This is a genomic window from Mycobacterium bourgelatii, assembly GCF_010723575.1.
In the GTDB taxonomy this organism is placed as follows: domain Bacteria; phylum Actinomycetota; class Actinomycetes; order Mycobacteriales; family Mycobacteriaceae; genus Mycobacterium; species Mycobacterium bourgelatii.
This window is the reverse complement of the sequence record NZ_BLKZ01000001.1, coordinates 4,828,659-4,853,350: the sequence shown is the minus strand read 5'-3', so window position 1 is coordinate 4,853,350 and position 24,692 is coordinate 4,828,659. Positions and strand designations below refer to the sequence as shown.

25 protein-coding genes are annotated in these 24,692 nt (G+C 66.7%); 14 read left to right on the top strand and 11 right to left on the bottom strand.

The features are described 5' to 3' along the window. The first annotated feature begins 79 nt into the window (after positions 1-79). From folP to G6N68_RS20820, 5 genes are all read left to right on the top strand, one after another. A complete protein-coding gene (gene folP / locus G6N68_RS20840) occupies positions 80-964 on the top strand; it encodes a dihydropteroate synthase (RefSeq protein WP_163716353.1) in 885 nt (294 codons plus the stop codon). Next, positions 961-1,911 (top strand): glucosyl-3-phosphoglycerate synthase, encoded by a 951-nt coding sequence (locus G6N68_RS20835; protein WP_163716350.1) that lies wholly within the window; start codon positions 961-963, stop codon positions 1,909-1,911. The genes folP and G6N68_RS20835 overlap by 4 nt, the downstream gene beginning before the upstream one ends. A 37-nt stretch (positions 1,912-1,948) precedes the next feature. Continuing rightward, on the top strand, positions 1,949-2,344 hold the full coding sequence (locus G6N68_RS20830; protein WP_163716347.1) for a DivIVA domain-containing protein: 396 nt from the start codon (positions 1,949-1,951) through the stop codon (positions 2,342-2,344). After that, positions 2,341-2,931, top strand: coding sequence for a DNA-3-methyladenine glycosylase I (locus G6N68_RS20825; protein WP_163716344.1), 591 nt, complete (start codon positions 2,341-2,343; stop codon positions 2,929-2,931). Before G6N68_RS20830 ends, G6N68_RS20825 begins: the two co-directional genes overlap by 4 nt. A gap of 203 nt (positions 2,932-3,134) precedes the next feature. Continuing rightward, positions 3,135-3,302: a DUF3117 domain-containing protein gene (locus tag G6N68_RS20820; RefSeq protein ID WP_003406247.1), complete on the top strand. Its 168-nt coding sequence runs from the start codon at positions 3,135-3,137 to the stop codon at positions 3,300-3,302. Between the two features lie 37 nt (positions 3,303-3,339). On the opposite strand, the gene glgA is transcribed toward G6N68_RS20820, so the two are convergent. Further along, positions 3,340-4,503 carry a glycogen synthase gene (glgA, locus tag G6N68_RS20815; RefSeq protein ID WP_163716341.1) on the bottom strand — a complete coding sequence of 388 codons (1,164 nt, stop codon included), beginning with the start codon at positions 4,501-4,503 and terminating at the stop codon, positions 3,340-3,342. A gap of 219 nt (positions 4,504-4,722) precedes the next feature. Here glgA and glgC point away from each other — a divergent pair, with 219 nt between their 5' ends. Next, positions 4,723-5,937, top strand: a complete 1,215-nt coding sequence (gene glgC, locus G6N68_RS20810) for a glucose-1-phosphate adenylyltransferase (RefSeq protein ID WP_163716339.1) — start codon at positions 4,723-4,725, stop codon at positions 5,935-5,937. Between the two features lie 22 nt (positions 5,938-5,959). Here the strand turns inward: glgC and G6N68_RS20805 are convergent, their stop codons facing one another. The 5 genes from G6N68_RS20805 to G6N68_RS20785 form a co-directional block, all read right to left on the bottom strand. Further along, on the bottom strand, positions 5,960-7,678 hold the full coding sequence (locus tag G6N68_RS20805; protein WP_163716336.1) for a CocE/NonD family hydrolase: 1,719 nt from the start codon (positions 7,676-7,678) through the stop codon (positions 5,960-5,962). 66 nt (positions 7,679-7,744) lie between these two features. Further along, positions 7,745-9,382 carry an ABC transporter permease gene (locus G6N68_RS20800; protein ID WP_163716334.1) on the bottom strand — a complete coding sequence of 546 codons (1,638 nt, stop codon included), beginning with the start codon at positions 9,380-9,382 and terminating at the stop codon, positions 7,745-7,747. Then, positions 9,379-10,305: an ABC transporter ATP-binding protein gene (locus G6N68_RS20795; protein ID WP_163716331.1), complete on the bottom strand. Its 927-nt coding sequence runs from the start codon at positions 10,303-10,305 to the stop codon at positions 9,379-9,381. Before G6N68_RS20795 ends, G6N68_RS20800 begins: the two co-directional genes overlap by 4 nt. Next, positions 10,295-10,945 (bottom strand): TetR/AcrR family transcriptional regulator, encoded by a 651-nt coding sequence (locus G6N68_RS20790; protein WP_163716327.1) that lies wholly within the window; start codon positions 10,943-10,945, stop codon positions 10,295-10,297. The genes G6N68_RS20795 and G6N68_RS20790 overlap by 11 nt, the downstream gene beginning before the upstream one ends. Before the next feature lie 177 nt (positions 10,946-11,122). Next, positions 11,123-11,815 (bottom strand): O-methyltransferase, encoded by a 693-nt coding sequence (locus G6N68_RS20785; protein ID WP_163716325.1) that lies wholly within the window; start codon positions 11,813-11,815, stop codon positions 11,123-11,125. Positions 11,816-12,017: 202 nt separating this feature from the next. Here G6N68_RS20785 and sigE point away from each other — a divergent pair, with 202 nt between their 5' ends. The 4 genes from sigE to tatB all read left to right on the top strand — a co-directional run bounded on the left by sigE (position 12,018) and on the right by tatB (position 15,441). Further along, entirely contained in the window at positions 12,018-12,782 is a 765-nt protein-coding gene (sigE, locus tag G6N68_RS20780; RefSeq protein WP_163716322.1) for an RNA polymerase sigma factor SigE, read from the top strand. A 164-nt stretch (positions 12,783-12,946) separates the two neighbouring features. Further along, the gene (gene rseA / locus G6N68_RS20775) at positions 12,947-13,339 is read left to right on the top strand and encodes an anti-sigma E factor RseA (protein WP_163716318.1); all 393 of its coding nucleotides are present in this window, start codon (positions 12,947-12,949) and stop codon (positions 13,337-13,339) included. A gap of 109 nt (positions 13,340-13,448) precedes the next feature. Beyond that, positions 13,449-14,963, top strand: a complete 1,515-nt coding sequence (gene htrA / locus G6N68_RS20770; protein ID WP_163716315.1) for a serine protease HtrA — start codon at positions 13,449-13,451, stop codon at positions 14,961-14,963. A gap of 13 nt (positions 14,964-14,976) precedes the next feature. Then, entirely contained in the window at positions 14,977-15,441 is a 465-nt protein-coding gene (gene tatB / locus G6N68_RS20765; RefSeq protein ID WP_163716311.1) for a Sec-independent protein translocase protein TatB, read from the top strand. Between the two features lie 28 nt (positions 15,442-15,469). Here the strand turns inward: tatB and G6N68_RS20760 are convergent, their stop codons facing one another. From G6N68_RS20760 to G6N68_RS20740, 5 genes are all read right to left on the bottom strand, one after another. After that, positions 15,470-16,624: an Mrp/NBP35 family ATP-binding protein gene (locus G6N68_RS20760; protein WP_163716308.1), complete on the bottom strand. Its 1,155-nt coding sequence runs from the start codon at positions 16,622-16,624 to the stop codon at positions 15,470-15,472. A gap of 48 nt (positions 16,625-16,672) precedes the next feature. Beyond that, positions 16,673-18,148: a lytic transglycosylase domain-containing protein gene (locus G6N68_RS20755; RefSeq protein ID WP_163716305.1), complete on the bottom strand. Its 1,476-nt coding sequence runs from the start codon at positions 18,146-18,148 to the stop codon at positions 16,673-16,675. A 120-nt stretch (positions 18,149-18,268) separates the two neighbouring features. Continuing rightward, the gene (locus G6N68_RS20750; RefSeq protein WP_163716303.1) at positions 18,269-18,808 is read right to left on the bottom strand and encodes a DUF1003 domain-containing protein; all 540 of its coding nucleotides are present in this window, start codon (positions 18,806-18,808) and stop codon (positions 18,269-18,271) included. After that, the gene (locus G6N68_RS20745) at positions 18,805-20,112 is read right to left on the bottom strand and encodes a magnesium transporter MgtE N-terminal domain-containing protein (protein WP_163716300.1); all 1,308 of its coding nucleotides are present in this window, start codon (positions 20,110-20,112) and stop codon (positions 18,805-18,807) included. The genes G6N68_RS20750 and G6N68_RS20745 overlap by 4 nt, the downstream gene beginning before the upstream one ends. Positions 20,113-20,188: 76 nt before the next feature. Further along, entirely contained in the window at positions 20,189-20,809 is a 621-nt protein-coding gene (locus G6N68_RS20740) for a DUF4190 domain-containing protein (RefSeq protein ID WP_163716297.1), read from the bottom strand. Positions 20,810-20,998: 189 nt separating this feature from the next. Here G6N68_RS20740 and G6N68_RS20735 point away from each other — a divergent pair, with 189 nt between their 5' ends. The 4 genes from G6N68_RS20735 to G6N68_RS20720 all read left to right on the top strand — a co-directional run bounded on the left by G6N68_RS20735 (position 20,999) and on the right by G6N68_RS20720 (position 24,692). Further along, entirely contained in the window at positions 20,999-21,526 is a 528-nt protein-coding gene (locus G6N68_RS20735) for a YflT domain-containing protein (RefSeq protein ID WP_163716294.1), read from the top strand. A gap of 67 nt (positions 21,527-21,593) precedes the next feature. Continuing rightward, a complete protein-coding gene (locus G6N68_RS20730) occupies positions 21,594-22,955 on the top strand; it encodes an ABC transporter substrate-binding protein (protein ID WP_240355808.1) in 1,362 nt (453 codons plus the stop codon). A gap of 8 nt (positions 22,956-22,963) precedes the next feature. Further along, positions 22,964-23,863: a carbohydrate ABC transporter permease gene (locus G6N68_RS20725; RefSeq protein WP_163716288.1), complete on the top strand. Its 900-nt coding sequence runs from the start codon at positions 22,964-22,966 to the stop codon at positions 23,861-23,863. Continuing rightward, positions 23,853-24,692: a carbohydrate ABC transporter permease gene (locus G6N68_RS20720; protein ID WP_163716285.1), complete on the top strand. Its 840-nt coding sequence runs from the start codon at positions 23,853-23,855 to the stop codon at positions 24,690-24,692. The genes G6N68_RS20725 and G6N68_RS20720 overlap by 11 nt, the downstream gene beginning before the upstream one ends.

Here is a 24,692-nt window from a genome sequence, read left to right as displayed (position 1 = left end):
GTCAGTGCCACCCCCAGCGCCACGCCCCACGCCACCCGCGCCGCTGCCCCCACCCAGACTCTCGACCCCACCAGGCACTATGGAGGGCGTGCAAACGACGCTCTGCGGCCGACCGGTCGCCGGGGATCGCTCACTGATCATGGCGATCGTCAACCGCACCCCGGATTCGTTCTACGACCGGGGTGCGACCTTCAGTGACGACGCCGCCCGCGACGCCGTGCACCGCGCCATCGCCGAAGGCGCCGACGTGATCGATGTCGGCGGCGTCAAGGCCGGACCAGGTGAAACGGTCGACGCAGAAACCGAGGTCGCGCGGTTGGTGCCATTCATCGAGTGGATCCGCGTAACCTACCCTGACCAGCTGATCAGCGCCGACACGTGGCGTTCTGAGGTGGCCAGGCTGGCCTGCGCGGCGGGCGCTGACCTGATCAACGACACCTGGGCCGGTGTGGACCCAGCCCTGCCCGAAGTGGCCGCCGAATTCGGCGCCGGACTGGTGTGCTCGCACACCGGCGGGGCGCAACCCCGCACGCGTCCGTTCCGCGTGAATTACGGTACGACTACCCGGGGAGTGGTGGACGATGTACTTCGCCAGGTCGTCACCGCCGCCGAACGGGCCGTCGCGGCCGGCGTAGCCCGCGACAGGGTGCTGATCGACCCGACGCACGATTTCGGCAAGAACACCTTCCACGGACTGGTCCTATTGCGCCACGTGGGCGATCTTGTTAAGACCGGGTGGCCAGTGCTCATGGCTTTGAGCAATAAGGACTTCGTCGGGGAGACTTTGGGAGTGGAGTTGACCGAGCGCCTGGAAGGGACGCTGGCAGCCACGGCGCTGGCTGCGGCAGCCGGTGTCCGCATGTTTCGGGTGCACGAGGTTGTCGCCACGAGGCGAGTGCTGGAAATGGTGGCCTCGATCCAGGGGACGCGCCCGCCGACGCGCACGGTGAGGGGACTGGCATGACAGCTTCGGAACTCGTCGCAGGTGATCTCACCAGCGACGGAGTCCACGTATACGGCCGTCCCACCTGGACGGTCAGCGAGCTCGTAGCGGCCAAGGAAAAGTCGGGCCGAACGATCTCGGTCGTCCTGCCGGCCCTCAACGAGGAAGAAACCATCGAGTCGGTGGTGGAGAGCATCTCACCGCTGCTCGACAACCTGGTTGACGAACTCATCGTGCTGGACTCCGGCTCCACCGACGACACCGAAATTCGCGCCATCGCCGCGGGCGCCCGCGTGGTCAGCCGCGAACAAGCATTGCCCGAGGTGCCGACCCGGCCGGGCAAAGGCGAGGCGCTGTGGCGCTCATTGGCGGCCACCAGCGGCGACATCATCGTGTTCGTCGACTCCGATCTGATCGACCCACACCCGATGTTCGTGCCGTGGCTGGTCGGCCCGCTCCTGACCGGCGAGGGCATTCACCTGGTCAAGAGCTTCTACCGGCGTCCGCTCAACGTCGGCGACGCCGACGGCACCGCGGGTGACACCGGCGGGGGACGGGTTACCGAACTGGTGGCACGCCCACTGTTGGCGGCACTGCGGCCGGAGCTGGGCTGCGTGCTGCAGCCGTTGGGCGGCGAGTACGCGGCCAGCCGGGAGTTGCTGACGTCGCTCCCGTTCGCCCCGGGATACGGCGTGGAGATCGGATTGTTGGTCGACACCTTCGACCGGTTGGGCCTGGAGGCGATCGCGCAGGTCAATCTCGGCGTGCGAGCGCACCGCAACCGGCCCTTGTCGGAACTCGGCGCAATGAGCCGTCAGGTGATCGCGACATTGCTCTCGCGGTGCGGAGTCCCCGACTCGGGGATCGGCCTGACGCAGTTCGTCCCGGTGGGAGATGGCTTCAGCCCGCACACATTGCCGGTCTCGCTGGCCGACCGCCCGCCGATGAAAGTGCTCAGACCCCGCTAGCCAGATCTTGTCGGTGCCATAAGGCAATATCGTTTTCGTGGCGTTGGTCTTGGTGTACCTGGTGGTACTGGTCCTGGTGGCACTCGTGTTGTTCGGCGCGGCCGTGCTGCTGTTCGGTCGTGGTGAGCAGTTGCCGCCCCTGCCGCGGGCGACGACGGCGACGGTCCTGCCCGCGTACGGGGTCACCGGCGCCGACGTCGACGCGGTCAAATTCACCCAGGTGCTGCGCGGCTACAAGACGAGCGAGGTCGACTGGGTGTTGGACCGCCTCGGCCGAGAAATCGAGGTGCTGCGCGGCCAACTGGCGGCAACTCGCGCATCTCCCAGTCCGCCGGTCGAGGACAAATCCGAGGACAAATCCGAGGACGAATCCGAGGAGCCGGAGCTCGCGGAGGGCGAAGCAGTCGTGCAAGAAAGGTCGGGCCCCACATGAGCGCCGCTTCCGAGCTGGACCTGGTGCGGTGCTCCTGGGCGGAGTCGTTGCGTGAGGGCCCTGACGCCGAGTTGTACCGCAAATACCACGACGAGGAGTGGGGTCGACCGCTGCGGGACGGCACTGCGCTTTTCGAACGGATGTGCCTGGAAGCGTTTCAGAGCGGCCTGTCCTGGTTGATCATCCTGCGCAAGCGGGAGAACTTCCGACGCGCCTTCGCTGGGTTCGACATCGAGCAGGTCGCGCGTTTCGGCGACGGCGACGTCGAGCGCTTGCTTGGCGACGCGGGAATCGTGCGCAACCGGGCAAAGATCGAGGCCACGATCGCCAACGCGCGAGCGGCCGTGGAGCTGGGCTCACCGGAGGACCTGTCGGAGCTGCTGTGGTCCTTCGCGCCGCCGCCGCGGCCCAGGTTTGCCGAGTTCTCGGAGATCCCCGCTACCAGCCCCGAGTCCAAGGCCATGGCCAAGGAGCTGAAGCGTCGCGGTTTCCGGTTCGTCGGACCCACCACCGCCTACGCGTTGATGCAGGCTACCGGCATGGTTGATGACCATGTGCTGGCTTGCTGGGTGCCATCTACACACTGACGTGGGAGGTCATAAGTTGCCAGGGAGGCGCTCAATGTGGACTGAAAACCGGGTCTCGTACACCCCGTCACGCGGATAAGGAACAATAGAGGCGTGATTTGGCAGTTCAGTGCCGGGCATGGCTGGAAATCCAACGGCGGGGCATGCTCGGCGCCGGCCAGGTCCGCAGCGACGGGCCAGCTCGAATTCGGAGGGAGCACTCGATGGCGGCGATGAAGCCCCGGACCGGCGACGGTCCTCTGGAAGCAACCAAGGAGGGGCGCGGCATCGTGATGCGGGTACCACTCGAAGGTGGTGGACGTCTGGTTGTCGAGTTGACTCCTGACGAGGCCGCCGCACTCGGTGATGAGCTAAAAGGCGTCACCAGCTAGACCCGCGCCAGACCGGACGTATGCCGCGTGGCTTGGGTTACGCGCATACCTTCCGGTAGATCTCTAGCGTCTGCTCGGCGATCTGGCCCCAGGAGAATTCCTCGATACAGCGCTGACGCCCCGCCTGGCCGTATCTCCCCGCTCTGGCCGGGTCGGCGACCAGCGCGTTGACGGCCTCGGCGAGTCCGGCCTCATATTTGTGCGGGTCGTCGGGGTCGTAATGCACCAGCGTCCCGGTGATGCCGTCGGAAACGACCTCGGGTATGCCGCCCACGTCCGAGGCCACCACCGCGGTTCCGCATGCCATCGCCTCGAGGTTCACGATCCCCAACGGTTCGTAGATCGACGGGCACACGAAAACCGTTGCCGCCGACAGAATTTCCCGCAACTTGCCGATCGGCAGCATGTCCCTTACCCAGAAAACCCCGGTGCGGCTACGCGCGAGTTCGGAGACCGCCGAGTCGACCTGCTCGGCGATCTCGGGGGTGTCGGGCGCGCCGGCGCACAGCAGCAACTGAATGTCGGGGTCGAAATCGTGGGCGGCCGCCACCAAGTGGGAGACGCCCTTTTGCCGGGTGATGCGCCCGACGAACGCGACGATCGGCCGGTGCGGGTCCACTCCTAGCTCGGTCAGCACCGACCCGGTGCGCACGGGTCCACCGGGGTACCACACGTCGGTGTCGATGCCGTTGCGGATCACGTGGACCGCGGCCGGATCCAGGGCGAGGTAGACCCGCAACATGTCCTCACGCATGCCGGAGCTGACGGCGATTATTGCGTCGGCCGCCAGCACGGCGGTGCTTTCGACCCACGTCGAGATCCGGTAGCCGCCGCCGAGCTGCTCGGCCTTCCACGGTCGCTTCGGTTCCAGCGAGTGCGCGGTCAGAACATGCGGGATGCCGTGCAGCAACTTGGCCAGATGACCCGCCATCCCGGTGTACCAGGTGTGGGAATGCACGACGGTGGCGGCGCTGGCGGCGTTGGCCATGACCAGGTCCGACGACAGGGTGGACAGCGCCGCGTTCGCATTGCGCAGCCGTGGGTCGGGCTGGTAGGCGAAGGCGCCGGGCCTGGGCGCGCCCATGCAGTGCACGTCTACCGCACACAGCCTGCGCAGCTGCGAAACCAATTCGGTGACATGCACCCCGGCTCCCCCATACACCTCGGGTGGGTACTCCCGAGTCATCATCGCGACGCGCACAAAGGCACCCTAACCGCGAAGGTGCAGACCTCGCAGCGCGCCAAGGCAAGCCGAACAATCCGATCCCGCCGAGCGCCACCCGAGCGCCACCCGAACGCCACCTGTAAGCGCTTCATCTTGGTCCAGAAAGACCAAATACCTTGACGGACAGCCCGTCAGAACGGCCGGTATCGCGCTGTTCCCCTGGCAGGGGTCCGCAGGTGCCGATAGGTTTGACCCATGAGGGAAGTGCCACACGTGCTGGGTATCGTCCTGGCCGGCGGTGAGGGCAAGCGGCTCTACCCGTTGACGGCGGACCGGGCCAAGCCCGCCGTCCCCTTTGGTGGCGCATATCGGCTGATCGACTTCGTGCTCTCCAACCTCGTCAACGCCCGGTACCTCAGGATCTGTGTTCTGACCCAATACAAGTCGCACTCGCTCGACCGCCACATCTCGCAGAATTGGCGGCTGTCGGGCTTGGCCGGTGAGTACATCACCCCGGTGCCTGCCCAGCAGCGTCTCGGTCCGCGCTGGTACACCGGCTCCGCCGATGCGATTTACCAATCGCTCAACCTGATCTACGACGAAGACCCGGATTACATCGTGGTTTTCGGCGCCGACCACGTGTACCGCATGGATCCCGAGCAGATGGTCCGGTTCCATATCGACAGCGGGGCCGGTGCCACCGTGGCCGGCATCCGGGTTCCGCGCGCTAACGCGAGCGCATTCGGTTGCATCGACGCCGATGAGTCCGGCCGCATCCGCAACTTCATCGAGAAGCCGCTGGACCCGCCCGGAACGCCCGACGACCCGGACAGCACCTTCGTCTCGATGGGCAATTACATCTTCACCACCAAGGTGCTCATCGATGCGATCCGCGCCGACGCCGACGACGACCATTCCGATCACGACATGGGCGGCGACATCATCCCCAGGTTGGTGGAGGACGGCCAGGCCGCGGTCTACGACTTCAGCGACAACGAAGTGCCCGGCGCCACCGATCGGGACCGGGGCTACTGGCGCGACGTCGGGACCCTCGATGCTTTCTACGACGCCCACATGGACCTGGTGTCGGTGCACCCGGTGTTCAACCTGTACAACAAGCGCTGGCCGATCCGCGGCGAGTCGGAGAACCTCGCACCAGCCAAGTTCGTCAACGGCGGCTCTGCTCAGGAGTCGGTCGTCGGGGCCGGGAGCATCATTTCGGCGGCCTCGGTGCGCAATTCGGTGCTGTCATCGAACGTCGTGGTCAACGACGGCGCGATTGTCGAGGGCAGCGTGCTCATGCCGGGCGTGCGGGTGGGCCGCGGCGCGGTGGTGCGCCACGCGATCCTGGACAAGAACGTAGTCGTCGGGCCCGGTGAGATGGTCGGGGTGGATCTGGAAAAGGACCGGGAGCGGTTCGCGATCAGCGCGGGCGGCGTCGTCGCCGTCGGCAAGGGCGTCTGGATCTAGCGCCGAACCGCCACGCGCCGGCTCACCGAGGGATCTGTGGGGTCAGCAGGTGTGCGTCGTAGCGCGGCCCCCAGCGCAGCGTCACCAGGCCGCGCGGCGGGTCGGGGTAGGCCGCCGGGAACTGACCGGTCAACGGGTTGCGCGGCGACAACCAGCGTCCGGCGACGACGAGCCGAAGCTGCTCACCGGCGCGAAACAGCGTCGCCGACGGCCCAAGCGCCACATCTACCGCGACGACTTCGCCGGACTTGACCGGCGCAATCCTGGTGCAGGCCGGCACCGGCTCCCACGGACGCGACAGCTCGGGGTCGAGTTCGCGCAACACCACTCGCTGCCATCCCGTGGTGACCCGGTCGCGGCCGTAACCGTAGGACCCTTCGAACCCGACGAACTCCCCAGCGCGCCACTTCTCCACACCCACGAACAGGTGCGCATCGTCGCAGCCGTCCAGCTGCACCCAAAGACGTGCCGCCATCGGCCCGGTCAATTCAATGTCGTCGGGCACCGTCCAGTTGAAAGCCGCCGCCCGAGAGTGGGTTTCGAACGTGATGCTGCCGGATATGGTCGGCCGCTCGGGCGTTAACAGGCCGGCGCCGGCTAAATACAGGGGACACCAACGGGTGCGCGCCAGCGGCCATTCGGTCTCCTCGCGCACCTCGGCAATGGTGCCGCGGTTTTCCCGCACCTCAAGGCGCACACTGCGGGAAGCGCTGTCCGAAGCGGGCCCGCCGTCGTCCGATACACCGGTGCCGTCCAACACATTTCGAAAGAACCGCAGCTGCTCGGCCCGCGCGTCGTCGGAATAGAACGACTCCCATTTCCCGCCGCGATGGGTGTAGAGCCGGGCGTGCTTGGAGCCGGACCGGGTGAATGCCCGCATCGAACCCCGACTGTGCAGGTTGTTGTCCGAGAAGCTGCCGCAGACCAGCATCGGCACTTCGATGGCGGAAAGGTCCGGTACCACCGACTGCCAGTACTCGTCCCGCAGCGGATGTTCCTCCTGCATTTGCGCTAAGTCGTGGCTTTGCCGGGTGGCGCGACGCACGTTGCGTGCCCACATCCGGGTGAAGCCGAACTCCCGAACGCCACCGGGAAACAGCAGGTCGCGATAGGCGTCGGTGAACCCCTCCCACGGGCAGATCGCCCGCAACGCCGGCGGTTGCAGCGCGGCCACCGCGTACTGGCTGATGGCCAGGTACGACACCCCGAGCATGACGACCCAGCCGTCGCTCCACGATTGCTCGGCCGCCCACTGCACCAGGTCGTAGGTGTCCTCGGCTTCCTGGCGTGACATCAGATCGCCGGTGCCGTCCGAACGGCCGCAACCGCGTAAGTCGGCGTTGACGACGACGAATCCGTGCGGGAGCCACCAGGCCGGATCGGGGGCCTCCCATCCGGTGAGGGCCGAGAAGGTCAGGGGCTTGGGCTGGCGCAGCATCCGGTACTGCGGCGAGTACGTCCACCGCTTGCGCCTGCGGGTGGGCAGGTTGTCCTTTCCGTACGGGTGGATGCTCACGATGACCGGCCGCGGACCGAGTTCAGGCTTCCGAAAGACGTTGATTCGCAATAGTGTTCCGTCGCGGGTGGGCACCTCGACGTCGCGTTCGACGACGATGTCGGTTGGGGGGTCGGTCACCGTGACGGGTGGTTTGGCAATCCCGCGGATCCGTTCGAGCGCATACCGGAAGGCGCCGGGGCGCCGCCACGGTCGGTCCAGTGCGGGTGCCGGATCTCGGGCCACGCCGATACCTTAGACGCGCCATGGGCCAGTGCGCGAGCACCCGCCTCGACGCTGCTGGTGCCCCGTCTAGCAGCGCAGGTCGCGGCGGCGAAAAGCCGTGGCCCCCAGCGTGATCAGCACCGCATCGATGCCCAGCAGCCACAGCAGCGGTACGGCGGTGAAGTCGCTGCCGACACGGGGGGTGTGCGCGAACGGTTCCAGATTCAGCAGCCATTGCGGTGATCCCGCCAAGGAACCGAGCAGATACAGCGCGACGAAGCCGACCAACACGCCCCACGCCACCGGCGTAAACCGCGGCGCAATTCCAAACAGCGCGATGGTCACCGCGGCGAGCAGCCAGACGGCGGGCAGTTGGACCGCCGCAGTGCCCAGCACGCCGGGCAGTTTCCCGCCGACGTCACCGGCGGCCGTTCCGTAGGCCAGGCCGGCGGCCAAACCGGAAATCAGGATCGCGGCCGCCGATCCCCCGAGTGCAATCGCCAAATGGCTTGCCAGCCATCGTGTCCGGGACACCGCACCGGCGAGCACGGTTTCGCCGCGTAGCGCGGTCTCGTCCTGGTGCAGGCGCAGTGTCAGCGAGATGGCGAACGCTGCCGCGATCATGCCCAACATCCCGAACCCAACCGTGATGAAGGCTTCCTCCATCGCGCCGGTTCCGCCCATCCGCGCGACGATGTCGCGCGCGGCCGTACTGTTACCCAGCGCGTCACCGATGCCGTGCACCACGCTGCCGATCAACAGGCCGTACAGGGCGAGTCCCACCGTCCACACCAAGAGCGCGCCGCGGTCCAGCCGCCACGCCAGCCCGAAGACGTTGCTCAGGGCCGGTCCGGCCGAGCCGGGGCCGGCGCGCTCGGCGATCAGTCCGGCGCCGACATCGCGGCCCGCCAGCAACCAATAGGCCGTCGCGGTGAGTACGGCCGTGGTGGCCAAATGCAGCGTCAGCACCCACCAGTGGTCACCCGCGTAGGGCTTGACCAGTAGCGACCAGCCCAACGGCGAAAACCACGAGAGCCCACCGGAGCCGGCGTCACCAATCGCGCGCAACGTGAACGCCGTGCCCAGCGCCGCGAACGCGAAGCCGCGGGCTACGCGGGCGCTGGGGGACAGCTGGGCGGCGACGGCGGCCACAGCGGTGAAGACCAACCCGGAGCCGGCCAGCGCCGCGCCGAAGGCCAACGATCCGCTCGCCGGAACGGCCGTGGTGAGCAGCCCGGCCGCGCCGATCGCGCCGGTGGCCATCGAGGCGCCGAAGCACAGCAGTAACGCCGCGGTGAGGCTGGCGTACCTGCCGACCGCGGTCGAGTCGATCAGCTCGGCCCGTCCGCTCTCTTCGTCGGCGCGGGTGTGGCGAATCACGGTGAGGATCACGGCCACCGCGATGAGCGCGTGAAACATGCTCGCTTTCCACAGGCTGACCGAGCCCAGGGTGTCGTTGTAGATCTGGCCGTACAGCGCGCGCTGGGCGGGACTTGCCATGATCGAGGCCACCAAACTGGCCCGATCGGCGTGGGTGGGGTAGACACTCTCGACGCTGCCGACGTAGACGGTGGCCAGCGGCGCCGACAGCAGCAATACCCAGAGCGGCAGCACCACCCGGTCGCGGCGCAGATATAGGCGGAGCAACCGCAGCGTGCCGACGAAATCCGAATTCCATTTCGACACATGAAATTCAGGCGGACGATCTAGCAGTGCGGTACTCATCGGGACGGCACCTCCGCGCGCTCGCCGTTGACGTTGTAGTGGCGAAGGAAGAGCTCCTCGAGGGTGGGCGGCTGACTGACCAGGCTGCGCACACCCGCGTCACCGAGCACCCGGATGAGCTCGCCGAGGCTTTCGCTGTCAACCTGTGCCCGCACCGTGGTGCCCTCCACGCTGACGTCCTCGACGCCCTTGATGCGGCTGAGATCGGTTGGCACATTGATCACTTCGGCCGTTATCGAGGTGCGGCTGAGGTGGCGCATCGATTCCAGCGAACCGCTCTCCACGGTCTTGCCGGCTTGGATGATGGTGACCCGTTCGCACAGCGCCTCGGTTTCGGCCAGGATGTGGCTGGACAGCAGAACGGTGACTCCGCGGTCGCGTGCTTCACGCACACATTGCTGAAATACTTTCTCCATCAATGGGTCCAAGCCGCTGGTGGGCTCGTCCAGCAACAGCAGCCGGGCCCGCGACGAGAAGGCCGAGATGAGGGACACCTTCTGGCGGTTGCCTTTGGAGTAGGCCCGTACCTTCTTGTGCGGGTCGAACTTGAAGCGCTCGACCAACTCCGCGCGGCGCGCCTCGTCGATGCCGCCGCGCATGCGGGCCAGCAGATCGATGGTCTCGCCGCCGGTGAAATTCGGCCATAACGTGACATCACCTGGCACATAGGCGATTTCACGATGTAGTCGCACCGCATCGGTCCACGGGTCGCCGCCGAGCAGGCGCGCGGTTCCGCCGTCGGCCTTCACAACGCCCAACAGGACGCGAATGGTGGTCGACTTGCCGGAGCCGTTGGGGCCGAGAAAGCCGTGCACTTCGCCTTCCCGCACGGTCAAGTCGAGGCCGTCAAGCGCCCGAACGGCACCGAAGTTCTTGGTAAGACCGCGAACATCGATGGCTGCTGGGGAATGGTTACCTGACATGCGATTCTCCTGTCCCTGCTAAGGGATCGTCCTGTTGCAAAAAGGCCTCATACATCGTGCGATCAACCATCAGCCCGTCGGTGTAGAGCTCGAGGGCCGGCAACACCATGTCGCGTGCGTAGTCGCGCAGCACCGCACGCAAATCCGTTGGCGTTTCATGCATCTGCAGATACAGCAGAAAGCTTCCGCCATTGGCCAGGGCCAGAAACCTGGCCCTGGCCTGAGGGTCACGGCTGGGCTTGATGGTGCCGGCCGCCACGCCCTCCTGCATGTATTGATGTGTGTTGTCAATCATGCGCTGCCAGAACATGGTTGCCAGTTCGCCGCCGGACTGCATGCTGCGCACCAGGTAGGCCATCATTGGCGCGTAGGACTCGATCTCCGCCAGTGCGGCCAACCAGGTTGCGGGGTCGTTGGACTGAATCGTGGCGGACTTCTCGCTGCGGATCTCTTCGGCGATGTAATCGTCGCACGCTTTGCGTAAGCCGTCCTTGGAGCCGAAGTGATGGATAACCAGCGCGGGGCTCACTCCGGCCGCCTCGGCGATGGTGCGCAGTCCGACGCCAAAGCCGTGCTGGCCGAATTGGTCGATGGCCGCATCACGGATTCGGGCGGTAGCGGTCAAGTCGACTGAACGCATGTTCAGTATGCTAAACATTCGTTCAGTGCGCGTCAAGGAACCGGCGTGGAGGCCGTCAAGGGCCCTCATTGGCGTAGTTCAACGGCGCCATGAATGTGCGCAGATTGACGGGAGTATTGGCGTGGCGGCGTGCCGACACGCACGCTCGCCGGGAGAAGCGAGCGGGTAGCTCAGCTACTAGTCGCGGACCGCGGCCAGCACGCCGTCACCCAACGGCACCAACGCCGGGGTCAGCCGCTCGTCCTCCGCGATGAGCCGCGCCGCTTCGCGGACGGCAAGAACGTCAGCGTCGCGAGCCGACGGGTCGCCGGCCCGCCCACCCAGGGCGGCCCGGTGCACCACGACGACTCCGCCCGAGCGCAACAGGCGAACGGCCTGCACGACGTACTCCGGCTGATCGATGGGATCGCCGTCGATGAACACCAGGTCGTATGACTCGTCGGCCAGCCTGGTCAGCACCTCCTGGGCGCGGCCGCTGATCAAGCGTGTGCGCGACGGGCCTACGCCCGCCTCGAGGAACGCCTGCTTGGCCAGCCGGATGTACTCGGGCTCGATATCGATGGTGGTCAAGACGCCGTCTTCGCGCATGCCGGAGAGCAACCACAGTCCGCTGACGCCCGCGCCGGTGCCCACCTCGGCGACGGCCTTGCCGCCGCTGAGCTTGGCCAGCAGGCTGAGCAGGGCGCCCACCGCGGGCGTCACCGCCCCGGCCCCGATGTCGACGGCGCGTTCGCGGGCGCTCGCCAGGACCGCGTCCTCAGAAATCGACCCTTCGGCGTGCGCGGAGATCGCCTCGGCTCGACTAGGGGACCGGGTGGGCGTTTCCTGGCCCTGAGTGTCGTCGCCCTGGTTGTCGTCGCTGCTGGCCATGTCCGCAGCGTATGCCAAGTCGCGGCGCAGTCAGGCACAACGCGCCCGCCGACACGCCCGGCGCCGGCGACGCGACAAAGGTCACATCGGGGCTAGCTAAGCATGAAAAAACCCTGGGCAGGGTACGTAACAGTATGGTTTCTCAGCTAAACCTCAGTTTGCTCATACGTCGCGCTCACTCGGGTAAGTGACGGTAATGCGTATGGATCGCGGAGGACGCTGGGCCGGGAATACGGATTGGCAGTGTCGCGTTGCCGAAATTGACGAAATGCCAACCCTTGACCACAAGGCGAAGCCGGAGGAATTCATCATCACCACCTTGAGCCCGACCACTATGTCTCACCCACAAGAGTTTCGGGACGACGAGTGGGTGGAGCCCGCTGACGGACTGCAGGGCACCGCGATTTTCGACGCGACCGGGGACAAGTCGACGATGCCGTCGTGGGATGAACTAGTACGGCAGCACGCGGACCGGGTGTACCGGCTGGCGTACCGGCTGTCCGGCAACCAGCAGGACGCTGAGGACCTGACCCAAGAGACCTTCATCCGGGTGTTCCGGTCCGTCCAGAATTACCAGCCCGGAACGTTCGAAGGCTGGCTGCACCGGATCACCACCAACCTGTTCCTCGACATGGTGCGCCGGCGCGCGCGTATCCGGATGGAAGCGCTGCCCGAGGACTACGACCGGGTGCCCGCCGATGACCCGGACCCCGAGCAGATCTACCACGACTCGCGCCTCGGTCCGGACTTGCAGGCGGCGTTGGATTCACTGCCGCCGGAGTTTCGTGCCGCGGTCGTGTTGTGTGACATCGAAGGTCTGTCCTACGAAGAGATCGGGGCCACCTTGGGCGTCAAGCTTGGCACCGTGCGCAGCCGTATCCACCGTGGCCGCCAGGCTCTGCGCGACTACCTCGCCGCTCACCCCGAGCACAGCGAGTTCGCCCGGCCGACGGTAAAGGTCGGTTAAGACCGCAAACGGGCCCGAGCCATCGGTTTGGCCACCGCAAGGTTGCCAAGAGGTCCCAAATCCTAGGGTTTTAGTTGCTGAACATGGTTATCAGGCACCGCTCCGCGCTACATTCGAAATCTGAGGGTTTGGTAAGGCCCCTGCAGATGGGGAAGGAGCGGGTGATGGTCGAACGGGGACATGTGTTTCGGCGCGCGTTCTCGTGGCTTCCTTCCCAGTTCGCCTCCCAGAGCGATGCGCCGGTAGGGGCGCCCCGCAAATTCCGCTCGACCGAGCACCTGTCCATCGAGGCCATCGCCGCCTTTGTCGACGGCGAGTTGCGGATGAATGCACACCTGCGCGCCGCCCATCACCTCTCGCTGTGTCCGCAGTGCGCGGCCGAGGTCGAGGATCACACGCGCGCACGCGACGCGCTGCGCGACTCGCACCCGATTCGTATTCCGAGCACGCTGCTCGGTCTTCTGTCAGAGATTCCGCACTCACCGATCGATGAAGCGCCACCGATCGCCGGCCAGTTCACCGAGCGCGACGCTCGTGACGAGCGGAAACGTCGCTAGCAACCAGGAACAGCGCCGAATACGTGGATACTAGGGTGGACACGGGTTGTGGCGTGCTGTTCAGCGCCGCGTACTCGGCCGAATCCCAAATTGCTCAGAAGAGGATCACGTGACGTCCGACCAAGGCAACAACATCGGCCAAGACGGCACCCCTCGCCTGGCGCCGCGTCCGATCTTCCGGCCACCCGTCGACCCAGCATCCCGCCAGGTGTTCGGGCGTCCACCCGGGTTTCAGGGCTCCTTCGTCGCCGATCGGGTGCGTCCCTCGAAGTTCCAGCACCAAAGCGAATTCAGGCCGCAGGAAAAGCCGGCCGACCCGGTGCTGGAAGAGGCGTTCGGCCGCCCCTTCGACAGTGCGGAATCGCTGCAGCGCCATCCCATCGACGCGAGCGCGTTGGCGGCCGAGAAGGACGGCGGTCAGCAGGACGAGCCCGACGACCCCTGGCGCGATCCTGGGGCCGCGGCCGCGTTGGGGAGCCCGGCGGTAACGCCACCACCACCGCGTCCGGCTCCGGGCTACACCGGCAAGCTGGGCGTGCGCGACGTGTTGTTCGGCGGCAAAGTCTCCTACCTCGCCCTGGCCGTCCTGCTGTTGATCGCATTGGTGATCGGCGCCATCGGTGGGGTCATCGGCCGCAAGACCGCAGAGGTTGTCGAGGCTTTCACCACCTCGAAGGTGACCCTGTCCACCTCCGACAATCCCGAGGGGCCGGCAGGCAGATTCACCAAGGTGGCGGCGGCTATCGCCGACTCCGTGGTGACGATCGAAGCGAAAAGCGACCAGGAGGGCATGCAGGGTTCCGGTGTCGTCATCGACGGCCGCGGCTACATCGTCACCAACAACCACGTGATCTCCGAGGCGGCGAACAATCCCAGCCAGTTCAAGATCTCGGTCGTGTTCAACGACGGGAAGGAAGTGCCGGCCAGCCTGGTAGGCCGCGACCCCAAGACCGACCTGGCGGTGCTCAAGGTCGACAACGTCAACAACCTGAGCGTGGCCCGGCTGGGTGATTCCGACAAGGTGCGGGTGGGCGACGAGGTGATCGCCGCCGGAGCCCCGCTTGGTTTGCGCAGCACGGTGACGCACGGCATCATCAGCGCGCTGCACCGGCCCGTGCCACTGTCGGGGGAGGGTTCGGACACCGACACCGTCATCGACGCCCTGCAGACCGACGCGTCGATCAACCACGGCAACTCCGGTGGTCCGCTCATCGACATGGACTCCCAGGTCATCGGCATCAACACCGCCGGCAAGTCGCTGTCCGACAGCGCCAGCGGATTGGGCTTCGCGATCCCGGTCAACGAGATGAAGGTGGTCGCGCAAACCCTCATCAAGGACGGCAAGATCATGCACCCGACGTTGGGCATCAGCACCCGCTCGGTGAGCAATGCGATCGCGTCGGGTGCGCAGGTGGCCAACGTTAAGGCGGGTGGTCCCGCGCAGAAGGGCGGAATCCTGGAGAACGACGTGATCGTCAAGATCGGCGACCGTACCGTGGCCGACTCCGACGAAGCCGTCGTCGCCGTCCGACAATTGACCATCGGGCAGGACGCGCAGATCGAGGTCGTCCGCGACGGTCGTCACGTCACCCTGACCGTCAAGCCCGAACCGGATACCAGCTAGTGATGCTGACCTAGTGTTCGCCAATATCGGCTGGGGAGAAATGCTCGTCCTGGTGGTGGTCGGGCTGGTCGTGCTTGGCCCGGAGCGGCTTCCAGGTGCCATCCGTTGGACGGCGGGTGCGCTACGGCAGGCACGCGACTACCTCAGCGGCATGACCAGCCAGCTGCGTGAGGACATCGGCCCCGAATTCGACGATCTGCGGGGCCAGCTCAGTGAGCTGCAGAAGCTGCGCGGCATGACACCGCGCGCCGCGCTGACCAAGCACCTGCTCGACGGTGACGACTCGATCTTCACCGGCAACTTCGACCGGCCGACGCCCCCGTCAACCCCCACAACATCGCCGGCCGGAAGCCTCAGGGAGCCTGCGGACCCGTCCGGACCTACCGGGCCGACCAGCCGAGCGGCCCGAGCCGACGCCGACGATGCCACCGACGCTGACCAGGCGCCGCGCGTTCCGTTCGACACCGACGCGACCTGACGCAACCCCCGGTCACGTCACGGGCGGATCAGTGCCGCGTCGGGTCCAGCCCCAGCGACATGCCCGCCAAGCCCCGGCGCCGCGACGACAACGCGTCGGCGATGCGGCGCAGTTCTTTGCCCACCGGCGAGTCCGGCGCGCTCAACACCTGCGGTACCCCCGCGTCACCCGCGGCCACCAGGGCGGGATCCAGCGGTATCTGACCCAACAACGGCACCTCGGCGCCCACCGCGCGGGTTAGCCGCTCGGCGACCTGCTTGCCGCCGCCCTCGCCGAAGACCTGCAGCGTGGTGCCATCGGGCAGCGTGAGGCCGGACATGTTCTCCACGACGCCGGCGATGCGCTGGCGGGTCTGGATCGCGATGCTGCCGGCTCGCTCGGCCACCTCGGCGGCGGCCGCCTGCGGGGTGGTCACCACCAGGATCTCGGCGTTGGGCAGTAGCTGGGCCAGCGAAATGGCGACGTCGCCGGTGCCCGGTGGCAGGTCGAGCAACAAGACGTCCAGGTCTCCCCAGTAGACGTCGGCCAGGAACTGTTGCAGGGCGCGGTGCAGCATCGGCCCGCGCCAGACCACCGGCGCGTTGCCCTCGGTGAACTGCGCGATCGAGATGACCTTCACGTCATGGGCGACGGGTGGCAGGATCATCGACTCGACCTGGGTCGGTCGGTCGGTGGTGCCCATCATCCGCGGGATCGAGTGGCCGTGGATGTCGGCGTCCAGCACGCCGACGGCCAAGCCGCGGGCGGCCATCGCCGCGGCCAGGTTGACCGTGACCGTCGACTTGCCCACCCCGCCTTTGCCGGAAGCGACCGCATACACCCGGGTCAGCGAATTGGGCTGGGCAAACGGGATCACGGGTTCGGCGGCATCTCCGCGGAGCTGCTTGCGCAGCTCCGTGCGCTGCTCGTCGCTCATCACGTCGAGGCTGACTCTTACCGCGCCGGTACCGGGCACATCGGCGACCGCCTGGGTGACACGCTCGCTGATCTCAGCCTTCTTCGGACAGGCGGCGGTGGTCAGGTAGATCTCGACGTGCACGTCCCCGCCGGGCGCGACGTCAATGCTCTTGACCATCCCGAGTTCGGTGATCGGACGCCGTAGTTCGGGGTCAATCACCTTGGCCAACGCGCTGCGAATGGCGTTGGGAAGGTCAGCTGCGGCGTCACTGTGGGTTCCAGACATCACCGCCGAGTGTAGGCGGCTCGGCTCGGAGAGCAGGCGTCCGGTTGGTCAGCTCACCGGAGCAAGTGCCGGCTCGCCCGGCGCGGGCGGGACCGGCGCCGGCGCCCGCGGGGCCGGGTTCGCCGGGTTCGGCGGTGCCGCTGGGGCCGGCGGTGCAGGCGGTGGCGCCAGCGGGTTGGCCGCAGGTGGCGGCGCGGGAGGAGCCGGGGCCAACGGGGGCGGCGCGAACGGGTCCGGGAGCGGCGGCGCAACGTTCGGAGGCGGCGGCGCGATCACGATGCCGCCGTTGGGTACCGGCGGGGCGCCCGGCCCCGCCGCCGGCGCCTCCGCAGGAGTCTGCGAGCGGATGCAGATCAATGTGCAACCGGGCTGCGGCGTCACGGGCTGCGGAGTCGGCGTCTGCTGCATCCACGGGGGTTGCTGCATCCACGGCGGCACCTGCTGCATCCATGGCGGCGCCTGCTGCATCCACGGCCACTGCGCCATATTCGCCGTGTCGGGCGGCCCGAACTCGATCAACGGCATGCGTTCGGCGAACGGATCGTAGTTGGCGCCGGGGCCTTTGACGGCGAACGGCAGATTCGGGCCCAGCCCCTCTCCCTCGCCATGTTCGAGGTGTGCGTCGCCGATCGGCGGTGGCGGCCCGGTGATCGGCGGCAAGTCCACCGGCACCACGCCCGTCGCGTACGCCGCGGCCCAGCCCAGCACGTTCTGGGCGTACGACATCGAGTTGTTGTAACGCAGGATCGCGGCCATGACCTGGCTCGGATCCCGCAGGTTCAGTCCGCCGCTGCACAGATACTGGGCGGCGGCCAACGTGGAGTCGAACAAGTTCTGCGGGTCGGGCACCCCGTCGCCGTCGCCGTCGGCGGCGTACCGCGCCCAGGTGCCGGGCAGGAACTGCATCGGCCCCAGCGCACGGGCGTAGGTGACCGTGTTGCCGACGTTGCTTTGCACGATGACCTCGTTGCCGGGCAGCGAGCCGTCCAGCGCAGGACCGTAGATCGGGTTGATGGCGGTGCCGCGGGAGTCGGTGGCGCCGCCATTGGCGTGCATCGACTCGATGCGCCCGATGCCGGCGAGCAGGTTCCAGCTGACACCGCACTCTGGCGCCGCACCGGCCATCTTCTGCTCGGCATTGCGATACGCGGACAGGGCCATGATCGGAATACCCAGCGCACCAGGCGAATTCACGATCCTTGGCGGGGGTGGTGCAGAACTTGCGGCGACCGCGACATGGAAGCTGGTGGGCGGACGCGCGATCGAGACGACGGTCGGTCCGCTCATGTCGATGCGCGGGGCCGGAACACTTCCCGTGGCAACGGCAGCCGCGTTGGAGATCGCCGTCTTCGCCGCTGCCGGAAGCCTCGGGTGCAAACTGGGTGCGGCACCGGCAACGGCACCAGCGAAGACCAACGGAGTAATGACCGCAACGCCGAATGCAGGCGATCGCGTAACGCGGGTTGTGCCTTGCCGTACCGCCGCAGCGGCCGGGCGGGCACCCCAGCGACCCCCTATGCGCACCTGGCCGTCCTAGTTGCTTCGTCGGTTGTTTGGTCGGAACTACAACGCTTCTTAGCTTCGTGAACTAGATCACCATACATAACTCTCGTAACGGGAGTTGCGCAATGGTCAGACTCTTTCTCAGCCCGATTTCTTAGCACGCCGTGTGATCTCGTCGGCCACCCGCGTTGGCGCATCGTCAGATTCGGCGGGCTGCAGCTCTGCCAGCAAGGCCCGCAGGCTGTCCAGCTCGTGCCGCAGGTAGTCACGGGTGGTCACCTCGCCGATGGCCAGGCGCAGCGCCGCCAGCTCACGCGCCAGATACTCGGTATCGGCCTTGGTCTGTGCGGCCCGTTGCCGATCATCTTCCAGCGCAACGCGGTCGCGGTTTTCCTGACGGTTCTGTGCCAGCAGAATCAGCGGCGCGGCGTAGGAGGCCTGCGTGGAAAAAGCCAGATTGAGCAGAATGAACGGATACGGGTCCCAGCGCAGGCTGGCCGCGAACACGTTCAGCAAGATCCACACCGTCACAAAGATTGTCTGCACCAGCAGGTATCGGCCGGTGCCGAAGAACCGCGCGATGGCCTCGGTCGTCCGACCCACCGCATCGGCGTCGAAGTGCGGGGTGAACTTGCGCGAGGTGCGCGGGGTGTAGAGGCCCCGCTGCGGCGCCTTGGTCACAGCGAACCTCCGGATCTCGCGGGCCTGCCCGCGGGGTCGAGTTGCTGTACGTCCACTCGCCAATCATGGGGCAACAGGTGATCGAGCAGGTCGTCCACCGTGACCGCGCCCACGAGGTGTTGTTCGGCGTCCACGACCGGCCCGCACACCAGGTTGTATGCGGCGAAGTAGCGGGTGACGGCCTGCAGCGGAGTCTCCGGGTCCAAGCTGAACAGATCGGTATCGACCAAGGCGCCGACCAGTTCGCCGGGGGGCTCGCGCAGGAGTCGCTGCAGCGGTACGCAACCCAGGTAGCGTCCGGTCGGCGTGTCCGTCGGCGGACGCGCCACGAAAGCCATCGACGACAGCGCTGGGGTCAGATCGGGATCGCGCATCCGGGCCAGCGCTTCGGCGACGGACGTGTCCGGCGTCATGACCACCGGCTCGGACGTCATCAACCCACCCGCGGTGTCGGGGGAGTGTTTCAGCAGCCGTCGCACCGGGTCGGATTCGTCCGGATCCATTTCGGTCAGCAGCATTTCGGCGTCGGTGGGACTCATCGCCCCCAACAGGTCGGCGGCGTCGTCGGGATCCATCTCTTCCAGCACGTCGGCGGCCCGTTCGGTGCCCAGTTGCGACAGCGCCTCCGCCTGGTCCTTCTCGGGAAGCTCCTGCAGGATGTCGGCGAGGCGTTCGTCGTCGAGCGCCTGGAAGACCTCGTAGCGGCGTTTCGACGGCAGCCCGCGGATGACGTCGGCGACGTCGACCGCACGCCGCCCCTCGAACTGATGCAGCAGCTGCGCCACGTCTTGACCCGGCATCGCCAAGGCCGACGGGGTCAACCCCTGCACGTGATGCCAGTCGACGACATGCACCGGGCCGCGCCGCCCCAGGCGGCGCTGGCTGCGCACGGCGACGCGGGTCACCACCCAATCGCGGGTTCGGGTCTGCTCGATGCCCAGGTCGGTGATGACCAGGTCGACGTTCGCCAGTTCCGGGAGTTCGGGGTCGGTGACCCGCACCGGGGTATCGAGCACTTGGCCCAGCGCCAGCACCTCGCCCGGGCGCTGCTCGAAGTGGCGCAGTGAGACCTTGCCGGTGTTGAGGGTCACCGCCTGGGGCTCGATGGCCGTGACCCGCAGGATCGGGATGAAGATGCTGCGACGGGTCGCAAGATCGACCACCAACCCCAACACGCGCGGCTGCTGTCGAACAATGCTGATACTGATCACGACATCGCGGACGCGGCCGAAGGATTCGCCATAGGGGCCCAGCACCATCATTCGCGAGAGCCGCGCGACGTACACCCTGTTAACCGATGCCATGGTTATTCAGCGTAGGAGCGCCGCCCGGACTTAGCTTGCCAAGCCCGTCCTAACCGCCGCCCAGAGGAACCGTTCGTCAGCGACTGTTCGCCGCGATCGCGGCCACGCCGATGATGAAAAAGATCGCGAGCAACCCCAACGTCACGGCGCTCGTCCAGATGCCCGCCAGGGCCATGCCGCGACCCGGCTGTTGGGACTGCTTGATCTGATTCAGCGCGATGACGCCGAGAATCAGCGCGACGACGGGGATCACGAACCCGATGTAGCAGAAGAAGCCGAGCGGAAGCCCGATCACCACGCCGGCGATGGCGGTGACCAGCGACGCGACGGCCATGCCGTTGTTGCCCGACTGCCCGGAGTAGTACGGATTGCCCGCAGGTCCTCCCGGGTACTGCGGGTAGCCGGCGCCCGGATATAAGGGCGGCGGAGGCGGGGCCGCCGGATACGGGGCCGCGGGGTAGTCAGGCGTGGGTGCGCCGTACGGCTGCTGACCAGGTTGGCCGTAGCTGGGTTGCCCATAACTAGGTGGAGGTGGGTAGCCGCCGCCCGGCGGGTTGGGCGGATATGGCGTAGGCCCCGACTGGTAGCTCGGTGGCTGCGGTGGCTGTGGGGTCGGCGCCAGCCAGGTGGCGTTCGGATCCTGCTCCCCCCCGGACGGAGGTGGCCAGGACGAGCCGTCATCGCGGGGAGCCGTCATGATCTCAACCTAGCTCATGAACGGCCGCTCAGTGCTGCTTGATTTGATTGCCCGCGCCCCACCTGAGCGGCCTTAGCCAGCAGCAATACGCCGTAGCGGGATCGCTGAGGACGATTCGCAGCGAGCGAACGTGTGCTGGGCCTTGACTGGACGTGAAACTATGTTCCAGGCAGAGGAGAATGAGGATCGATGAGTAGCCCATTCCAACCCGGGCAGGGTTCCGGTGCGTCGTCCGCAGGTCGCGCGGCGGGTCGCCGCGCCGTGCCCGGTTTGCCTACCCCACCCAAGGGTTGGCCGGTGGGGTCCTACCCCACTTATGCGGAGGCTCAGCGCGCCGTCGACTATCTGTCCGACCAGGAGTTCCCGGTCCAGCAGGTGACCATCGTCGGCGTCGACCTCATGCAGGTCGAACGCGTCACAGGCCGGCTGACCTGGGGGAAGGTGCTCGGCGGCGGGGTGCTCAGCGGAGCGTGGCTGGGCCTGTTCATCGGTTTGTTGCTCGGCTTCTTCAGTACCAACCCGTGGGGTGCCCTGATTACCGGTCTGGTTGCCGGGGTGTTCTTCGGACTCATCACCTCCGCGGTTCCCTATGCCATGGCGCGGGGCACCCGGGATTTCAGCTCGACGATGCAACTGGTCGCCGGCCGCTATGACGTTCTCTGCGATCCCCAGAACGCGGAGAAGGCGCGGGATCTGCTGGCGCGCCTGGCGATCTGACGCGGGAAAGCTCACGGGAGCCGCTGCGTTGCTGGGTCGTGTGCGCAGGTTGGGCGCGGCCGCGCTGATGCTTGCGTCGGCCGTCCTGGGGGCGGGCTGCGGAGCCGGCCACCGCGGGATGGTGATCAGCGTCTATACCCCGGCCACGGACGGCTCGACATTCACCGCGATCGCCCAGCGTTGCACCGAACGGGCCAACGGCCGCTACGCCATCCGGCAGATCAGCCTGCCCCGGTCGCCCGACGTGCAGCGGTTGCAACTGGCTCGCCGGCTGACCGGCAACGACGACACCCTGGACGTGATGGGCCTCGACGTGGTCTGGACGGCCGAATTCGCCGAGGCGGGCTGGGTGTTGCCGCTGTCGGACGACCCGGCCGGACTGGCCGTCGCCGACGCTACCGTCGACACCCTGCCCGGCCCGCTCAAGACGGCGACGTGGAAGGGGAAGCTGTATGCCGCTCCCGTCATCACCAACACCCAATTGCTCTGGTACCGGCGGGATTTGATTCCCCAGCCGCCGGACAACTGGGCCACCATGGTCGCCGAGGCGGCCAGATTGCATGCCGCCGGCCAGCCGGGCGGGATCGCCGCGCAGGCCAACCCGGGCGAGGGCCTGGTCGTCTGGTTCAACACCGTACTGAACAGCGTCGGCGGTCAGGTGCTTTCCGACGACGGCAAGCGGGTCACCTTGACCGACACCCCCGCGCACCGGGCGGCGACCGTCGCCGCGCTGCGGGTGCTGCGAGCGGTTGCCACCGCGCCCGGAGCCGACCCGTCCATCAGCCGCGCGGAGGAGGGAACCACCCGGCTGGCGTTCGAACAAGGCCGGGCTGCCATGGAGGTCAACTGGCCGTATGTGTTCGCCTCCATGTTGGAGAACGCGGTCAAAGGCGGGGTGCCGTACTTGCCGCTCAACCGGATTCCCGAGCTTGCCGGCAGCGTCAACAACGTCGGCACCTTCGCGCCCACGGACGAACAGTTCCGCATCGCGTACGAAGCCAGCCAGAAGATGTTCGGATTCGCGCCCTATCCCGGGGTGTTGGCCGGCCACCCGGCCAGGGTGACGCTGGGCGGGCTGAACCTGGCGGTGGCCAAGACCACCCGGCACCAGGCCGAGGCGTTCGAGGCCATCCGGTGCCTGCGCGACCCGCGAAACCAGAAGTACCTCTCCATCGAGGGCGGCCTGCCCGCGGTTCGGGCGTCGCTGTACTCCGACCCGCAATTCCAGGCCAAGTACCCGATGTACGACATCATTCGTCGGCAACTGACCGACGCGGCGGTGCGCCCGGTCACGCCGGCCTACCAGGCCGTGTCGCTGCGGCTGTCCAGGGCGCTGAGCCCCGTCACAAAGATTGACCCGGAGCGCACCGCCGACGAACTCAGCGCCCAGGTGCAGAAAGCCATCGACGGTAAGGGCCTGTTGCCGTGATCACTTCCATGGCTCACACCGGGAACCGCCGCGGCGAACGGCGATTGGCCTTCGCCCTGGTGGCACCGGCCGCGACATTGATGCTTGCGGTGACGGCCTATCCGATTGGCTATGCAGTGTGGCTGAGCCTGCAGCGCAACAACTTTGCCAGCCCGAACGACACCACCTTCGTCGGCCTGGCCAACTACCACACCGTCCTGACCGACCGCTATTGGTGGACGGCACTGGCGGTGACCCTGGCGATCACGGTTGCCTCGGTGTCCATCGAGTTTGTGCTGGGGCTATCGCTGGCGTTGGTGATGCACCGGACGCTGGTGGGCAAGGGGTTGGTGCGCACGGCGGTGCTGATCCCGTACGGCATCGTCACGGTCGTCGCGTCATACAGCTGGTACTACGCCTGGACGCCGGGGACCGGGTACCTGGCCAACTTGCTGCCGCAGGGGAGTGCGCCACTGACCCAGCAGATCCCATCGCTGGGGATCGTGGTGCTCGCCGAGGTCTGGAAGACGACGCCGTTCATGGCGTTGCTGCTGTTGGCCGGCCTGGCGCTGGTCCCGCAGGATTTGCTGAACGCTGCGCAGGTGGACGGCGCGGGTCCCTGGCGGCGGCTGACGAGGATCATCCTGCCGATCATCAAGCCGGCCGTGGTGGTGGCGTTACTGTTCCGCACCCTGGACGCATTCCGCATCTTCGACAACATCTACGTGCTGACCGCGGGGGAGAACGACACCGGATCGGTGTCGATCCTGGGCTACGACAACCTGTTCAAGGGTTTCAATGTCGGTTTGGGATCGGCGATCAGCGTGCTGATCTTCGTCTGCGTGGCACTGATTGCGATCGTCTACATCATGTTGTTCGGCGCTTATCGACCAGCGGGGAGCCCGGGGAGTGACATCGATGCGCGCTGAAACGGTTGATGTGCGGCGCCGGACGTTCTGGGTCGTCGTCGATACCTTGGTGGTGGTGTACGCGTTACTGCCGGTGCTGTGGATACTCAGCCTCTCGTTGAAACCGACCTCAACGGTCAAGGACGGCAAGCTGATTCCGTCTTCGGTGACCCTGGACAACTACCGCGGCATCTTCCGGGGCGACATCTTCAGCTCGGCGCTGATCAATTCCATCGGAATCGGGTTGACCACCACCGTGATCGCGGTGCTGCTCGGCGCCATGGCCGCCTATGCGATTGCCCGGCTGGACTTTCCGGGTAAGCGGCTGCTCATCGGTGTGACTTTGCTGATCACGATGTTCCCCGCGATCTCGTTGGTGACGCCGTTGTTCAACATCGAACGTGCGGTCGGCCTGTTCGACACCTGGCCGGGGTTAATCCTGCCGTACATCACCTTCGCGTTGCCCCTGGCCATCTACACGTTGTCGGCGTTCTTTCGGGAAATCCCTTGGGATTTGGAGAAAGCGGCCAAGATGGACGGCGCGACGCCCGGTCAGGCCTTCCGCAAGGTGATCGCCCCGCTGGCGGCTCCCGGGCTGGTCACCTCAGCGATCCTGGTGTTCATCTTCGCGTGGAATGACCTGCTGCTCGCGCTGTCGCTGACCGCCACCAAGGCGGCGATCACGGCGCCGGTGGCGATCGTCAACTTCACCGGCAGTTCGCAATTCGAGGAGCCGACGGGATCGATCGCGGCCGGTGCGATCGTGATCACGGTCCCGATCATTGTCTTTGTCCTGATTTTTCAACGACGCATAGTCGCCGGGCTGACCTCTGGCGCTGTGAAGGGATAG

Bases quoted from the DNA above. Each gene is read 5' to 3' on its own strand.
- folP (WP_163716353.1), top strand. From the start codon at position 80: ATGGAGGGCGTGCAAACGACGCTCTGCGGCCGACCGGTCGCCGGGGAT.
- G6N68_RS20835 (WP_163716350.1), top strand. From the start codon at position 961: ATGACAGCTTCGGAACTCGTCGCAGGTGATCTCACCAGCGACGGAGTC.
- G6N68_RS20825 (WP_163716344.1), top strand. From the start codon at position 2,341: ATGAGCGCCGCTTCCGAGCTGGACCTGGTGCGGTGCTCCTGGGCGGAG.
- G6N68_RS20820 (WP_003406247.1), top strand. From the start codon at position 3,135: ATGGCGGCGATGAAGCCCCGGACCGGCGACGGTCCTCTGGAAGCAACC.
- glgC (WP_163716339.1), top strand. From the start codon at position 4,723: ATGAGGGAAGTGCCACACGTGCTGGGTATCGTCCTGGCCGGCGGTGAG.
- G6N68_RS20800 (WP_163716334.1), bottom strand. From the start codon at position 9,382: ATGAGTACCGCACTGCTAGATCGTCCGCCTGAATTTCATGTGTCGAAA.
- G6N68_RS20795 (WP_163716331.1), bottom strand. From the start codon at position 10,305: ATGTCAGGTAACCATTCCCCAGCAGCCATCGATGTTCGCGGTCTTACC.
- G6N68_RS20790 (WP_163716327.1), bottom strand. From the start codon at position 10,945: ATGCGTTCAGTCGACTTGACCGCTACCGCCCGAATCCGTGATGCGGCC.
- G6N68_RS20785 (WP_163716325.1), bottom strand. From the start codon at position 11,815: ATGGCCAGCAGCGACGACAACCAGGGCGACGACACTCAGGGCCAGGAA.
- sigE (WP_163716322.1), top strand. From the start codon at position 12,018: ATGGATCGCGGAGGACGCTGGGCCGGGAATACGGATTGGCAGTGTCGC.
- rseA (WP_163716318.1), top strand. From the start codon at position 12,947: ATGGTCGAACGGGGACATGTGTTTCGGCGCGCGTTCTCGTGGCTTCCT.
- G6N68_RS20760 (WP_163716308.1), bottom strand. From the start codon at position 16,624: ATGTCTGGAACCCACAGTGACGCCGCAGCTGACCTTCCCAACGCCATT.
- G6N68_RS20745 (WP_163716300.1), bottom strand. From the start codon at position 20,112: ATGGCATCGGTTAACAGGGTGTACGTCGCGCGGCTCTCGCGAATGATG.
- G6N68_RS20740 (WP_163716297.1), bottom strand. From the start codon at position 20,809: ATGACGGCTCCCCGCGATGACGGCTCGTCCTGGCCACCTCCGTCCGGG.
- G6N68_RS20735 (WP_163716294.1), top strand. From the start codon at position 20,999: ATGAGTAGCCCATTCCAACCCGGGCAGGGTTCCGGTGCGTCGTCCGCA.
- G6N68_RS20730 (WP_240355808.1), top strand. From the start codon at position 21,594: ATGCTTGCGTCGGCCGTCCTGGGGGCGGGCTGCGGAGCCGGCCACCGC.
- G6N68_RS20725 (WP_163716288.1), top strand. From the start codon at position 22,964: ATGGCTCACACCGGGAACCGCCGCGGCGAACGGCGATTGGCCTTCGCC.
- G6N68_RS20720 (WP_163716285.1), top strand. From the start codon at position 23,853: ATGCGCGCTGAAACGGTTGATGTGCGGCGCCGGACGTTCTGGGTCGTC.